Here is a 14,585-nt window from a genome sequence, read left to right as displayed (position 1 = left end):
TTCATCGACCCCGGGTCCAGTGCTTGCGCTGGTCCGGGTCCCGGGGTGGATAGCCCCGGGTGGGGCCTGGGGCAACGCCCCAGCGAAGCGCCTCCCAGATGAGACCACATGATCACGGCGAGCGCGAGATCGATTGCGAGCACCACGCATGGTAGGAGGGTTTCGGGCGGCCCCGCGTGCGAATGACCGTCACGACGGTCTCCTTCCAGATGATCCTTCCTTCCGTCCCGCCTCCGCGCTCCCGCCGTCGCATCTGGTTCCGAACGACGCACTCCTGGAACAAGGTTTCACCCGGCCAAGCCGTGTGTATTTTGAACGGAACGCCGTAAAGAAGTATTCTGCCGGCTGCTGATGCTCTCCGAAGACATCCAGATCGCGCTCTCGACCCTGACGCGCCTCCACGCGACGAACCCCGAGCTCGAGGCGTCGGTGCGCGCGCACTTTCGCGCGGGAGGCGAGAGCGAGGCCGATCGACGCGCGTTGCCCCAGGACGCGCGCGCCGCTGCGCAGCTCCTCCGGCGCGAGCTCCCGGAGCTTTCGCGTTCGGCCGAGGAGATCGCCGCGCTCGCCGCGCTCTACGGCGATCCAGCCGGCGAGGTCCTGCTCTCGTTCTGCGCGGCGAGCGCGTTCCGGCGCGACGTACGCATGGCCCCGATCCTCGTGGCGCTCGCCGAGACGATCGGCCGCGATCGGATCGTCGAGGCCGCACGCGCGCGGGTCGTCGAAGGGCCGCTGCTCGACGCGCTCTCGTGCGCGCCGCTCCTCGGCGACGGGGAAGCGCTCGCGTCGGCGGAGAACGCCGAGGTGCGCGCGCGGCTGGAGATCCTGATCTGGGAGGCCGGCGCGAGCGCGCTGGAGGTTCCCGAGCTCGGGCCATGGCTCTGGGGATCACCCGAGACGTTCGAGCTCATGGTCCGCGGGCCCGCGCACGGCGCGCTGCGTGGACGCGTCCTCGCCGCGCGATGCCTCGAAATCAGCGTGCGCGGCATGCCCCGGATGGCCGATCCCGAGCTCATCGGCCGCACGCTCCAGGTGCTGCAGCCTTTGCTCCTGCATCCCGAGCCGCTCGTCTGGGTGCACGCGGCGCGCGCGCTCGGCCGCCTCACGGGCGTGATGGAAGAGCTCCAGGGCACGCTGCTCGACTGGGTGTTCGGAGAATCGGTGGTCCTCCGGCAACGCGCGACGACCGCGTTTGCCTCGCTGCCGGCCGAGCGGCTTGCGTTCCTCGCGAGCCAGCTCGTGGCCATCCTCGACTCGCGCGAGGAGGAAGCCTGGGTGCTCGCCGCGGTCGCAGCGGCGACGCCGTACCTGTTCTTCGAGCGCAAGACGCTCTGGGATCGCCTCGCCCGGCGGGTGCTCGAAGGGGACGGGGGCGCGATCGCCGCGCGCGCACTCGCGCGTGGGCTCGCGACGCTCTTTCGTCGTGGCGTGGAGGAACCCGAGATCGAGACGACGCTCCGCGCGCTCCGCGAGAAGGCGCGATACGTGCGCGCCGCGTCGATCGATGAGACGCGCCGGTGGATCGAGGTCATCGCGGTGACGGACGTCATCGACCGGGCCGAGCGAGATCCGCTCGATCTCGAGCTCGGTTTGGAGAACCTGATGCGCCTCGCCGCGCAGTACGACGACGAGGAGGCGGATGCGCGCGCCGCGCGGTTCGCGTCCTCGCTCGCGGCGACGTTCCATGAAGCGCGCCGCATCGCGCTCGGGTGGGGCCGACTTCGGCAGCGTGCGGCCGCGCTGAACGCGCTCGAATCCTCGGCGCGGGCGTTCGCGGTGCGCCTCTGGCGGCCGCTGCTCGCCACGCGGCCAACGGGCGTCCCCGTGGACGAGCCCGAGCTCGAGGAGACGTGGAAGACGTTGGCCCGTTCGCCCGCGGAGATCCTCGATCTCGTCGCGGAGCGGCGGCGCGGCGAGAAGACGGACGTGCACGAGGATCTCGCGCTCGAGGTCGTGGCAGTTCGTCTCGGCGGGTACGCGCTCGACGCTTGCGGCGAAGACGGCGATCTCGGTCCGGGTCGCGGGCCAACCGCGCACGACACCTGTCTCTGGCTGCGCAAACTGGAAGGCCTCGGAAGCGGCTCGCGCGAGTTCCCGCCCGCCCTGAAGAACGCACTGTCGGCGCTGCTCTGGCGGCTCGTGGACACGACGCGCGGCACGGCGCTCGGCGAGGTCGACGACGTCCGTTGGCTCGGCCCGTTCGCCGCGTGGTGGGCGCTCGTCATCGATCGGCCCGCGATGCTGCGTCAGCTCGCGACCTCGCTGCCGATGATGGCCCCGAGCGCGCTCGCGCGCTGCTGCGAGCAAGCCGAGGCGCTGCGCACGGCCGTCTCGTCAGCCGAGACCGACGCAGGCTGGCCGTTCCAAGCCGAGGAAGCGCTCGTCGCGCTGCACGCCGAGGACACCGAGCTTTCCCGCGCGCTCACGAAGCTCGCGATGGCGCTCGAAGACTTCAACGAGGCCGCGGGCCCGAAGCCCGACCTCGAGATCCGCTGCATCAAGCTCGTCCTCGCCGGCGATCGATTGCAGGCCGCGCTCGCGGATCCCGTGAAGGCGCTGCACGCAGCGAGCGAAGACGACGAGGACACGCTCCCGCCGCGCACGACGCAGAACGCGCCCCGCGTGGCCGCACTCGTCGCCCGCGCCATCCGCGCGCGAGAGCTCAGCATGCTCGACGTGTGGTTCGCCTCGCTCGGCCCCGTCGCATCCGCACTCCTCGAAGGCGCGGTGCGTGGCGCGATCCGCAGGACGCCGCCGCCGCCGCCAACCTCGAAGAAAAAAGAGCCCAAGCTCATCGAGGGCTACGAGCTCGTCAAGCCGCTCGGCGAGGGCGGGATCGGCTCGGTTTGGCTCGTGCGCAAGCCCGGCGCCGACCGCCTCTTCGTGCTGAAGATCCCCAAGGCCGACGCGCTCGCCAGCGCCAACGAGACCGAGCGCGCCGGCATCCTCGCGTCGTTCGTCGAGGAGGCCAACGCGCTCGCCGGGCTGTATCACCCGAACGTCGCGAACATCATCGATCGCGGCGTCTCGGAGGGCGCGCCGTTCCTCGTGCTCGAATACCTCATCGGCGCAGATCTCAAGCAATACGCCGCAGCGCGCCCGATGACGCTCTTCGAGCTCCGGCAGGTCGTGCTCGACGCCTGCGCCGGGCTCGCAGCGCTGCATGGCGCAGGCCTCGTGCATCGCGACATCAAGCCGGCCAACCTGTGGCTGCGCCTGCCGCTCGCCGGCGGGGAACGGTTCGACCCGGAGAAGCACCGCGATCCCGGGCGCGTGCCTCCGCTCTCGACCGTGGTCATCGATTTCGGCATGGTGCGGGCCATCCGCGTCCCGCCCGAGGTCGGAGGCCGCTTCGTGGCAGGCACGCCCGGCTACATCGCACCCGAGCAGGTGCTGGATCCCGTGGAGCTCGACCCGCGCTCGGACGTCTACGCGCTCGCCGGCACCATTTACAACGTAACCACGAGCCGCTCCTTTTTCGACGAGCTCACAGGCCGCGACCGCATCCTCGCGCACATGCGTCTCGATCCATTCGACGACGCCGAGCGTCTCCGCATCTTCCCCGCGTCCATCGCCAAACTCCTGCGGGCCGCCACCACGCGGGATCCCGCCGAGCGCCCATCCCCCATAGAGTTCGGTCGCGAGTTCGCAGCGGCGCTTTGAAGGGCGACGGCGTTGCGCCGGGGTTTCACCCCGGACCCCGACCAGGGGTTGTCCACCCCTGGACCCGGACCAGCGCAAGCGCTGGACCCGGGGTCGATGAACTGCGCGATGCGCAATTCATCGAACAGGCCGAGGCAAGACCCGCGACGGGCTTGCCAGCAGCACCGACGTGTATGCTCGAGGCTGGGGCAGCGCTGCTGTTTCCGCTGGCAACGCCGCTCGTGGTCTTGCCCGGGCCCGTCCGAGAAACCGCGCATCGCGCGGTTTCTCGGCCCTCGGTCCAGGCCGTGCCTGGTCCGGGGTGCAGGGGGCGGACAGCCCCCTGCTGGGGTGCGGGGCGACGCCCCGCTCCGCCCCGCTCCGCCCCGCCCCGCGTCAGTCGGCCAGGACGGAAATCGCGGCGAACAGCACTTGTCCGTTCGTTTGTGAATCGACGCGGACTTGATGCACGTTTCCGGCGCGGAATGCCTCTAGCATTTCGTCGGGGCCGAGTTGGAAGGAGCCAATCGGGTCGTCGTCGACCATGTCGTCGTCGAGCAGCTCGACGGCGAGCCGTGCGCTCCCGTCGAAGGGCACGTTTTCGAATGTCGGCGGCCCTTGGAATTGCGGGGTGAAGCTATCGGACTGGCCTGTGAGACGCACGGGCGCGCTTTCCATGGGGCCGACGATCTTTGCGCGCCCTTTCACGTCGGGTTTGTCGAGTGCCTCGTTTGCGGGTGCGGCGAGGGCTTTGGCGATCTCCACGTAGGGCACGCGCCCGCGCAGGAGATTGCCGAGGAGGTCGATCTGGCTCGGCTCGATTTGCCCTACGCCGTCCCAGATCTCGCCGCCGAGTTTGCAGGGGGCCACGGTCACGCCGTGGAGCATCACGCGTCCCGAGGCAGGCATCGATCCTGCGTAGGATTCGGCCCCGTTGGCGGCGGGGGAGGGCCCGCAGCCGAGGAGGAAGAGCGCCAAGAGGAGCGGCCACCGCATGAACCACGACGGTAGGCGGCCTTTTGGGCAGCGTCAACCGGCCGGCCGCTTTCGAGCGGCCTGGGCGCTCTCCCCTTGCAATTGGCGGAGCGCCGCGGTGTCATCAGGAGCGCGACCATGCCCGATCTTCCTTCTCCTCCGACGGCTGCGGCTCCTTCGATCGACGACCACTACGACGACCTGCTCGCCTCGATTCGCGCGCGCTTCGGAAAACGCACCAAAGACAAACCGAGCTTGTTCACCACGCGCACGCCGGCGCTTTACCAGGTCTTCCTCGACGCGGTCCCGGCCGAGCTACGGCAGACCAACACCTGCGCCGCTTGCCGGCACTTCGTGAATCGGTACGGTGGCATCGTGGTCGTCGATTCCGATGGAAGGGCGCGGTCTGCGCTCTGGGATCCGGAGACTGCGCCCGAGCCCTACACGAGCGCGATCCGGGCGCTCGCGAAGGCTGTGGCCGAGGCGCCGATCGACGGCGTTTTTCTCTCGGACGAGACGGTTTGGGGAACGCCGCAGACGGGCGCGTGGGAGCACATCGCGGTCACGCCTTCGAAGGACCTCCTCCACAAGCCCACCTTGATCAAGACGAATGCGCAGATCATGGCGGAGAAGCGCCAGGATCACGAGACGCTTCTCCGCGGGCTCGAGGCGTTCTCGATCGACGTCGTCAAGCAGGCGCACAAGCTCGTCTCCACCGAATCGCTCTATCGATCGGAGACCGTCCTCGGCGTGGCGAAATGGCTGCTCGAGCTGCACGAGACGCGTGCCGCTGCGAAAAACGCCCGCGCGCGGGAAAATCTCACCTGGCTCGCGGTCGCCCGTGCGCCGGCCGGCTTCTGCCACGTGCGCAGCAGCATGATCGGCACCTTGCTCGAAGACCTCGCGGCTGGCATGCCGTTCGCGGAGGTCAAGAGCCGGTTCGCCGCGAAGATGCACCCGCTCCAGTACCAGCGCCCGCAGGCGGCGCCGACGACCGGAAACCTCGCGCGCGCCGAGAAGATCGTGGAAGCGCTGAAGAGCGCTGGCGCGATGGAGCGGCGCTTCGCCCGGCTCGGCGACATCGAGACGTTGTGGGTTCCAAAGGAGCCCAGGCCGAAGGGGCAAAAACCGGGCGTCTTCGACCACCTCAAGCCCGCGGCGAAGCTTGCCGTCGACATGGACGTCCCGCCTGTCACCATGACGTGGGAGAAATTCGCGCGGACCGTCCTCCCCGAGGCGGAGAATATCGAGTTTTTCGTCCCGGAGACGAACCAGTCGTACATCGGGATGGTCACGGCCAAGCACGCGGACGCGCCGCCGCTCTTGCAATGGGACTTCGAGGATCGGCGAAACCGCGTCAGCTCGTACGTGTACGCGAACGGCTCGCCGCCTGCGCGCTGGAACCTGAAGCCCAACGTGTACCATCCGGTCACGGCCATCGCCTTGCAGCCTTGGATGTGGAATCCGAAAAAGATCCTCACGCACCACGGTACGGGCGTGATCTTCATCCTGAAGGACGCGCGGGATCGGGACTACAAGCAGGGCGCCGGGTTTTTCCCGAGTTACCTGCGGAGCGAATACCACGAGATTCGCGCCACGATGGAGGCGTACGCGCAGAGCGCGGTCGTCGAAGGCAAGGACACGGCCGAGGCTTGCGGGATCAGCCTGGTCAAGGGATCGACCTGGAACCTGAGTTTCCGCGTGGCCTCAAAGGGCGGCATGCGCGTCGTGTACAAGCTCGATCGCTGGGATTGAGGTCAAAAGTGCCGCGCAAAAGGCGGTGCCGGCTTCCGCCGCGGCATTCGCTCGAACTCGTGCGACCACGTCTCGACGAGCTCACCTCTCCGCAGCGCACACACCACGAGCCGCCCGTCCAGCGTCGCACCGTAGAGGTGATCTCGATCGAGCCAATCGAGCCACACGTGGTTCGAAAGCGGGATCTCCCGCCCATCGTTCCCGACGAGACCATAGTGGTTGCGATACCGCCCGACCCGCCCCTCGTCCTGGTCGAAGCCACCCTGCACGACACGCAGCACCTCGCGCGCGCCGCCGACCGGGCGCCGCTTCTGGAGCACCGCCTGGCGATGCTGGTCCCAGATGTCGCGTGGATCCCGCGGCGGTGAATCCTCGGCCTCGACAAACCCGATTCGCCGCTCGGCCGCGAGCTGCATGGCGTCGATCCTCTCGATGTTCCACGGGCAAAGGTCCGCCACATCGGCGCCATGATGCAGGTCCTGGCGAGCGTGGATCTCCGGCCGGCCGGAGGCGCGGGACGAGAAGAACATGCCCCGCGTCCAGGTCCCGGCCTCGCGCCAGGCGAGCAGACAGGTGAGCCACGGGGCGCGTGAAAGGCCGCTGAATTGATGAGGCCAATCGGGATCCCCCGGCGCTTTCATCGCGAAATAAAGCAGATAGCGTCCGTCCGGCGAGAGAGCGCAGCGTCGCGGGTAGAGCGTTCCGAAAAACATGGCCCCGGGCTCGACGTGGTGGGCGTCGAGGTCCCAAAGGTGCAGCGACCAGCACTTCTGGCGGTGTGTGATGAAGGCGAGCGCGCGCGGCGCTTCCGAGGCGCGCAGGAGGTACACACGCGGGAACGAGAGGGTTTCGCCGGCCATGCGCAGCGCCTCAGGGAACGGGGCTCCACGAGGCGCCGCCGCCGTACGCGATGAAGGCGGGGACGGCTTTCGTGTCCCGGGTGTCGACCACGACGACGCTCCGGATCGTCGGCTCGCAGCCCACGTATGGGCATAACGAGAGCGTGAAGGCGAGGTGATGATCGTCGGGCGCCCAGGTGGGCTCGAGGGCGCTGTAAAATGGGCGCGGGAAGGCGTCGGTCAGCGCGCGCTCGGCGTTGCCGTTCGCATCGAGCACGGAGATCTCGATTCGGTAATCGGCGCCGAACCCGCCTTCGCGCACGGACCATGCAGCGGCGACCTTCGTTCCTTTCGGAGAAACCTCCGGATGCAGCGAGCCCGCGACCCAGAACGAGCCGAATCCTCGAATGCCGCTGCCGTCGGGGGTCGTCGTGTAGAGCGAGGAGCGCTGGCAACAGAACGATCCCGTCGGGCTCGCCGAGAACAGCAATCGATCCCCGAGCCGCCGGGCACCGCTGAACATGTGATTGCCGGCGTCCGAGAAACTGCGGAACTTCCGCGTCGCGACGTCCACGGAGGCGAGATGCTCCGCCTCGAACACTCCCGCGACGAGGTAGAGCATATCGCCTTTCGGGGAAAACGCGGGATGACCGAGAGAATCCGGCTCGCCCACGCGATGATCCTCGCCACTCGCCACGTCGACGAGGTGCAGCTCCTCCGACAGCCCGTCGGGCGACCCGCTCGTCGCCGCGATGTAGGCGACGCGGTTGCCGTCCGAGGTGATCGCGAACGACGGCTGATAACCGTACGCGCCGGCGAACTTGCGGGTGATCGGCCGCTGGTCCGTGCCATCCGCATTCATCAGGAAGACGCGCCAGACCATCCCGTCGCGGTTGCTGAGAAACGCAATCCGGCGACCGTCCCCGAGAAACACGGGCGCCTCGTTGCGCTGTGACTTTCGCGTGAGCTGCGCCTCCGCGCCTTTCGCGAAATCATACGTGAACACATCACCCGAGCGCGTGAACGTGATGCGCCCGGACGAAAGGCCGAGATCCTTGACGAGCCCGAGCCGCGGCGGCTTCTTGTGGGCCTCGGGTCCGCCGATCCCCTGATACCCCTTCACCCAGTCGTCGAACGTGCCAATCGTTTTGCGCGGCGCCTCGGGCGGCGCTGCGGCGGCGGAAGCCTCGGGCGGTGGCAAGTACGGGGCCGCCGTGCCCTCCGCAGTCGCGGCCGCGGGCGGCGCGGGAGATGCAGAGCTCGGCGAAGGCGCGGCGGCGCTGGCCGTCGACGCCGCGGAGCTCGTCGTGGCGGCCTGCTCGTCGTGGCTCGTTGCCTGGGGCTTGCACGCGGCGAGGGGCAGCCAGATCAGGCCGAGAAATCCAACATGCGAAAACCGAAACCTCACGGCACGCCGGACGATACCAGAGTGCGCGGGGATAGGTAAGGGACGATCGCGCAATCGTCCCCTCGGCTCACTTCGTCCGCCGATAGTTCTGCCGCATGATCTCGGACCACTTCCCGTCCTGGCCCATCATCTCGGACCGGAGGACGCGCTCGTCGTTGCTCTTGATCTCGATGATGTCCTTGTACGGCGTCATCTTGCCCGGAGCGGAGAAGTCCGGGCCCTCGGTGTGGAGCGTCAGCACCTTCTCCTCCGCGTCCAGCGAGCCGTCGTGATAGACCCACAGGTATTCCATCATCGAGCCGACGAACGTCCCCACGAAGGCCTTTTTCGCGGGGTCATAGCCGAACGTCCACATCATCTGGTTCGTGGATCCGCCGGGCACCGCGCCGCGCGCCTCACAGAGAACCCAGATGTCGCCCATCGACCGCACGACCTCGGTCCCGGTGAACTTCTGGAGCTTGCCCGGCTCCATCTCCGCGTCGTGCTCGTACGTCCACTCGCCCACGAGCTTTTGCAGCCAGAGATGCTCTTTCGTCGGTTCGACCTTCATTCGTACCTCCCTTGGAGACGATGGTTCCTGGTCAAACCATGATCCGCACCCGACGTCAATGCGGGAAATGTGCTCACCGCATCAGGAACGGCGCGTGCCGCTCGAAGAAGGCAAACACGGCAGACTTCGTCACGACGAACCGCTGCCCGAACCGAGCCTCGAGCAAGCCGCGGACCTCTCCGGCCTCGCTCCGGTTCATGAGGCTGAACATCCGTGGTTTGTCCTCGTCCGCGGTGACGTACAGCTCGTGCGCCATGGCCGTGAGATGCAGGCGTATGCCGCGGACGTGCTCGCAAGGAAGCCGCTCGACACGTTTGGCTTTGCCCACGAGCTCGTCGCACCACGCCTCGGCCGACCCGCCCTTCGGTCCTCGTGGACCATACGTCGTCTCACCGATCTCGCCGACGACGTCGAGGTTCGCGCGGATCCCCGCCACGGCGCCCGCCTTCACGGCGGGCATGATGCCGAGGTCACACTGCACGATCTCCGCGGGGAAAAAGAAAAAGACCCAGTTCGAAAGGCCTCCGCGGGACGTGAGACCCGTGAGGACGATGGTTCCTTCGCTCGTGGGGTTGGGGTCCATTGGGGGAAAAGAAACAAGAAAGGGAGGGACTGTCAATGTCATTTCGCTTGACGTGCCGTCGATGGATCCCCAAGCCTAGGCCCGCTCATGCAACCCGCGTTCGTCGCTCTGGTTCTATTCGTCGTTTATATGACCGTCGCCTTCGGGCTCCGGACCTTGCAGCACCTCCGGACGACCGGATCGTCCGGCTTCCAGGGCATTTCCGGCAGGCCCGGCTCGGCCTCGTGGTTCGGAGGCGTGCTCTTCGTGCTCGCCCTCGTCCTCGGGGCGCTCGCGCCGGTGCTGGAGCTCGCCGGCGTCGTGCGGAGCCTCGTGGCGCTCCCGCCGTGGGCGTTCTGGTGCGCCGTCGCCCTGGCCGCCGTCGGGACGCTGGCCACGTATGCCTCGCAGGTCGCGATGGGGAAGTCGTGGCGCATCGGCGTCCGGGAAGCGGAGCGTACGGAGCTCGTGAGCGACGGGCCCTTCCGGATCGTTCGAAACCCCATCTTCTCGTGCATGCTCGTCACGGGGACGGGGCTCGCGTTGATCCTGCCGAACGTGCTCTCGCTCGTCTCCCTGATCTGCCTTTTCGTGGCCGTGGAGCTCCAGGTGCGTGTCGTCGAGGAACCTTACCTCCACCGGACGCACGGCGAGCGATACGCTGAATACTGTCTCCGCGTGGGTCGGTTCGTTCCGGGCCTCGGGCTGCGTCGTTTTGCCGCAAGCGCAATTCGTTCGCTCGACGTCCCGCCCAACCTGTAGGATGCTCGGCATCCCAATGGAAAACAAAAAGACCCGGCTCTACAGCATCTCGTTCTCCCCCTGGTCCGAGAAGGCCCGCTGGGCGCTCGACCATCACCGCATCTCGTACGAGGAAGTCGAGCACTACCCCTTCGCGGGCGAGCTCCGGCTGCGCATCCTCCTCCGCAAACCGACGGGGCGCGTCACCGTCCCGATCCTCGACGATCGCGGCGCCCTCCTCACCGATTCGTTCGACATCGCCCGTCACGCGGACGCCGTCGGCGCGGGGCCGAAGCTCTTCCCCGCGGGCCGGGAGGCCGAGGTCGAGGCCTGGAACCGCCGCAGCGAGACGACACTCGCGGCGCTCCGGGCGATGATGATGCTCAAGTTCGTCGACGATCCGACGTTCGGAAGGGCCGCCCTGCCGCGCGGGACCCCGGAGGCGATCGTGCCGCTGCTCATGCCGATCGGCCGCGGCGCGATGCAGCTCTTCGTCGCGAAGTATCGAATGCGCGACGGCGCGGAGGCCCACCGCGCGGTGGCCGAGGAGGGGCTCGAGACGCTCGACAAGGCGCTCGCCGAAGGGCAGAAGTATCTGCTCGGCGACACGTTTTCCTATGCGGACATCGCGATGGCGCTCGTGCTCCAGGTTGTGAGCCCGGTCGACAAGCGGTTCATGCCCACGGGCCCCGGCGGTCGCGCGGGCTGGAGCAACCCGGACCTCGCCGAGCGGTATGCTCGTCTCGTCAAGTGGCGCGACGAGCTCTACGAAAACCATCGCCGGTGGGTGTGACCGTGTCCCGTGGGTGAGCGGCGTGATCACCAGCGCCGCGCCCCGGTGATGTACGACGAGCTCCTCCCACTGCTACTCGCCCTCGACGGAATACGCCAGAACCCCGCGTATCACCCCGAGGGCTGCGCTCTCTACCATTCCCTTCAGGTCTTTGATCTCGCGCGCGCCGCATGCGCCGACCGCGCGCTCTGGGCCGCGGCGCTCTTGCACGACGTGGGAAAGGCGATATCCTCGCCTGACCACGACGCGCTGGGCGCCGATCTGCTCGACGGCCTCGTCTCGCCCCGCATCGTCTGGCTCGTGCGCCACCACCTCGACCTTTTGCACGACCCTGGGCCCACCAAGCGCCGCCTACGCGGGACCGCCGCGCTCGCCGATCTCCAGCGCCTGCGCCGCTGGGACGTCCTCGGTCGCTCCCCTCACGCCACCGTGATGTCACCCGAAGACGCGCTGTCGATTCTCCTCGACGGCCGAGATCTCTCCCTCCTCGACCCCGGCGGCGAGCCCGCCCCCATCCATGACCCACGAAAGGAGCTGTTCTGACGGCAAAAGGCACCGCGCCCGCTTGGTCGCGAGCCTCGATCACATCGACGCGTCTCGTCACCTCTATCACGACGACGAGGTTTCCGAGGCGCGCCTCCGCCTCCACGACGCCGTGCGCGACGCCGTCGCAACGGTCTTGACGGACAAACAGCGCGAGGTCGTCGAGGCGTATTTTTTCGAAGGCCTGTCCCAGGGCGAGATCGCACGCCGTCTCGGCGTCACGCAGCAGGTCGTGCAAAAACGTATCTATGGCGCCGGGCGCGGCGGCCGCACCGTCGGCGGCGCGCTTCGCAAGCTCCGTGACGCCCTCGCGCCGCTCGTGGCGCGTCCTTTCCCCACATGAGCAGCGAACGAACCGGAGGGCTCCGCGGCAGGATCGCCACGGAAGCCGCGCGCCTCATGTACGAGGAGGGCGTCAAGCAATACTTCACGGCCAAACGGATGGCAGCAAGGCGTCTGCTCGGCCGTGCGGGCGGGAAAAACCTGCGGTATCGGCCCCAGGACTTGCCCTCGAACGGCGAGATCCGCGACGCGCTGCTCGCCATGGCCGAGCTCGCCGAGGGCGAACGGCGCACGCGCCGGCTTTTCGCCATGCGTGTCGTCGCCCTCCGCGTGATGCGCGCCCTCGGCCCCTTCGAGCCGCGCCTCATCGGATCGGTCAGCACGGGGCACATCCGCCGCGGCAGCGACATCGACATCCAGGTCTTCACCGACGACGAGGACGCGTTCGAGCGCCACCTCGCGGGCCTCGGGTGGGGCTTCGAGCGGGAGCGGGTGAGCATCTTCAAGTTCGGCCAGATCCGCGAATACGTGCACCATCACGTCGCAGACGTTTTCCCGGTGGAGCTCACGGTCTACGAGAGGCGCGAATTGCGGTTTCGACCTCGCAGCAGCACCGACGGTCAGCCCATTCAGCGCGTCAAGATCCCGGCGCTCGAAGCGCTCCTCCGCGCGGAGCACCCCGAGGCGTGGGCGCAATACGAGGCCGACGGGACCGTCTTCGATCTCGACGAGATTCTCGCCGAGGAAGAGGACGAGGATGCGCCGCTACCGGGGCCATTCGACGGGCTGCTCGATGAGGAGCCCGCCGAGGCGGCGTGGCCGGAAGGCGCGGAGGACGAGCCGGACGAGGATTACGATCCGCTCCCAGGTTTCGAAGCGTACTCCGATTGACAGCGCCTCTCGGCCCGGTTATGGCTCGGCGGGAGGGGATTGCATGCATACGCTGCCGCCCGGACCCGAGCACCTCGGCCTGATCGACACGCTTCGCTCGAGCTTCGGGGCTCCGGCCCCCGTCATTCGCCGCCTCGCCGCGCAGCATGGGGATCCCTTTCGCGTCGGCACCTTCAACGGGCCGATCACGTTCATTGGCAACCCCGCGGCGATCCGCGCCATTTACACGGCCGATCCCGAGACGTTCGAGCCGTTCGCGGTCGAGGTGACCGAGCCCATCTTCGGGCGGACATCGGTCGTGGTCTCGACCGGGCCGCGCCATCGCCGGGATCGCAAGCTGCTCGCGCCCCCGTTCGCGCCGGCCGCCGCGAAATCGTACGCAACCGTCGTGGCCGAGGTCGCGCGGGAGGAGGCCTCGCGGTGGATGCCGTGCCAGCCGTTCTCGATGCTCGAGGCCATGCAATCCATCGCGCTCGACGTGGTCATCCGCGTGGTGTTCGGCGTGAAGGGCGAGGCGCGGATCCGCGACGTCCGCGCGGCCGTGCTCGATCTCATTCACGCGATGAATCCGCTCGTCCTCATCATGCCGGCGATCCGGCGCCCCTTCGGCGGATTCGGCCCCTGGGCGCGCATGCTCCGGGCCACGGCGGCGCTCGACGCGCTCTTGTCCGAGGAGATCCGCGCCTTGCGCGCTTCGCGTGAAGACCGGTCCGACGTGCTCGGGCTCATGCTGAAAGCGCGTTATGAAGGCGGCGAAGGGCTCAGCGATCAGGAGATCCTCGATCAGCTCCGCGCTTTGCTTTTTGCAGGGCACGAAACCACGGCCGTCACCCTGGCCTGGGCCTTTTCTTGGCTCCACCGCGAGCCCGACACGCTCGCGCGGGCGCTCGCCGAGATGGACGCCCTCGGGCCCGAGGCGCCTGCCGAAAAATTCCTCGGCTTGCCTTACCTGGAGGCCGTCTGCCTGGAGACGCTGCGTATCGTGCCGCCTGTGGTCAGCGTCGGGCGCGTGCCTCGAAAGCCGTTTGCCCTCCTCGATTACACCATTCCCCCGGGCGAACCGCTCGTCCCCTCTCCGCTCCTCGTGCACGGACGCGAGGATCTTTATCCCGAGCCTGCGCGATTCCGCCCCACGCGTTTTTTGGAGCGGGATTTTTCCCCGTTCGAGTTCATCCCGTTCGGCGGGGGATCCCGTCGCTGTCTGGGGGCGACACTGGCGATGGTGGAAATGAAGGTCGTGCTCGCCGTCCTCTTGCGCGAATATCACTTGCGGCTCGCGAGCGCGGCCCCGATCGAGCACGTGCACCGGGGCATCACGATGGGGCCGCGGGGCCAGGTGCCGATGATCATGGAAGGGCGTCGGGTGGAACGGCGGCCGAGCGCAGGCGACGCTTGCCTCGGCCGCGGTTCCGCGGTAACGTAGAGCCCTCATGCGAAGCTCTCGGCGCACGTACCCGCTCGCTGCCCTCGCACTCCGTTGCGACGGCCGCTGTTGTCGTCGCTGAAAAGCGTTCCTGAGAGATAGGCCTACGAGAGGCACGCGCGCGCCGTCGCGCTGGGCGGACATCCGCCCGTGGATCCGGCGCGCCTCTGCGCCCTCGTGG

General features: G+C 68.1%; 13 protein-coding genes. 8 read left to right on the top strand and 5 right to left on the bottom strand.

Annotation, left to right across the window (positions count from 1 at the left end):
* Window positions 1–351 precede the first annotated feature (351 nt).
* A complete protein-coding gene (locus KEG57_RS39220) occupies window positions 352–3,663 on the top strand; it encodes a serine/threonine-protein kinase (RefSeq protein WP_272425213.1) in 3,312 nt (1,103 codons plus the stop codon).
* A gap of 375 nt (window positions 3,664–4,038) precedes the next feature.
* Here the strand turns inward: KEG57_RS39220 and KEG57_RS39215 are convergent, their stop codons facing one another.
* Window positions 4,039–4,551 (bottom strand): hypothetical protein, encoded by a 513-nt coding sequence (locus KEG57_RS39215; RefSeq protein WP_272459451.1) that lies wholly within the window; start codon window positions 4,549–4,551, stop codon window positions 4,039–4,041.
* A gap of 204 nt (window positions 4,552–4,755) precedes the next feature.
* Between KEG57_RS39215 and KEG57_RS39210 the strand changes: the two genes are divergently transcribed.
* A complete protein-coding gene (locus KEG57_RS39210) occupies window positions 4,756–6,372 on the top strand; it encodes a DUF8224 domain-containing phage-derived protein (RefSeq protein WP_272425216.1) in 1,617 nt (538 codons plus the stop codon).
* A gap of 2 nt (window positions 6,373–6,374) precedes the next feature.
* Here the strand turns inward: KEG57_RS39210 and KEG57_RS39205 are convergent, their stop codons facing one another.
* The 4 genes from KEG57_RS39205 to KEG57_RS39190 form a co-directional block, all read right to left on the bottom strand.
* Window positions 6,375–7,232 (bottom strand): hypothetical protein, encoded by an 858-nt coding sequence (locus tag KEG57_RS39205; protein WP_272425217.1) that lies wholly within the window; start codon window positions 7,230–7,232, stop codon window positions 6,375–6,377.
* A gap of 10 nt (window positions 7,233–7,242) precedes the next feature.
* Window positions 7,243–8,619, bottom strand: coding sequence for a TolB-like translocation protein (locus tag KEG57_RS39200; RefSeq protein WP_272425218.1), 1,377 nt, complete (start codon window positions 8,617–8,619; stop codon window positions 7,243–7,245).
* A gap of 67 nt (window positions 8,620–8,686) precedes the next feature.
* Window positions 8,687–9,169, bottom strand: coding sequence for a DUF1579 domain-containing protein (locus tag KEG57_RS39195; RefSeq protein WP_272425219.1), 483 nt, complete (start codon window positions 9,167–9,169; stop codon window positions 8,687–8,689).
* Between the two features lie 73 nt (window positions 9,170–9,242).
* Window positions 9,243–9,752: a hypothetical protein gene (locus KEG57_RS39190; RefSeq protein ID WP_272425220.1), complete on the bottom strand. Its 510-nt coding sequence runs from the start codon at window positions 9,750–9,752 to the stop codon at window positions 9,243–9,245.
* 87 nt (window positions 9,753–9,839) lie between these two features.
* On the opposite strand from KEG57_RS39190, the gene KEG57_RS39185 reads away from it, so the two are divergent.
* Genes KEG57_RS39185 through KEG57_RS39160 form a run of 6 tightly spaced genes read left to right on the top strand, consistent with a single transcriptional unit; the run spans window position 9,840 to window position 14,404 of the window.
* Window positions 9,840–10,493, top strand: a complete 654-nt coding sequence (locus KEG57_RS39185; protein ID WP_272425221.1) for a methyltransferase family protein — start codon at window positions 9,840–9,842, stop codon at window positions 10,491–10,493.
* Between the two features lie 16 nt (window positions 10,494–10,509).
* Complete coding sequence (locus KEG57_RS39180) at window positions 10,510–11,265, top strand: glutathione S-transferase family protein (RefSeq protein WP_272425222.1); 756 nt, start codon at window positions 10,510–10,512, stop codon at window positions 11,263–11,265.
* 9 nt (window positions 11,266–11,274) lie between these two features.
* On the top strand, window positions 11,275–11,808 hold the full coding sequence (locus KEG57_RS39175) for an HD domain-containing protein (protein ID WP_272459450.1): 534 nt from the start codon (window positions 11,275–11,277) through the stop codon (window positions 11,806–11,808).
* Window positions 11,783–12,151 (top strand): RNA polymerase sigma factor, encoded by a 369-nt coding sequence (locus KEG57_RS39170; protein WP_272425224.1) that lies wholly within the window; start codon window positions 11,783–11,785, stop codon window positions 12,149–12,151. Before KEG57_RS39175 ends, KEG57_RS39170 begins: the two co-directional genes overlap by 26 nt.
* Entirely contained in the window at window positions 12,148–12,981 is an 834-nt protein-coding gene (locus KEG57_RS39165; RefSeq protein WP_272425225.1) for a nucleotide-binding enzyme, read from the top strand. Before KEG57_RS39170 ends, KEG57_RS39165 begins: the two co-directional genes overlap by 4 nt.
* A gap of 43 nt (window positions 12,982–13,024) precedes the next feature.
* On the top strand, window positions 13,025–14,404 hold the full coding sequence (locus KEG57_RS39160; protein ID WP_272425226.1) for a cytochrome P450: 1,380 nt from the start codon (window positions 13,025–13,027) through the stop codon (window positions 14,402–14,404).
* Window positions 14,405–14,585 lie beyond the last annotated feature (181 nt).

The sequence above is a fragment of the Polyangium jinanense genome (assembly GCF_028435365.1).
Note: the sequence above shows the minus strand (reverse complement) of the source record. Positions and strands in the feature narration are given on the sequence as shown.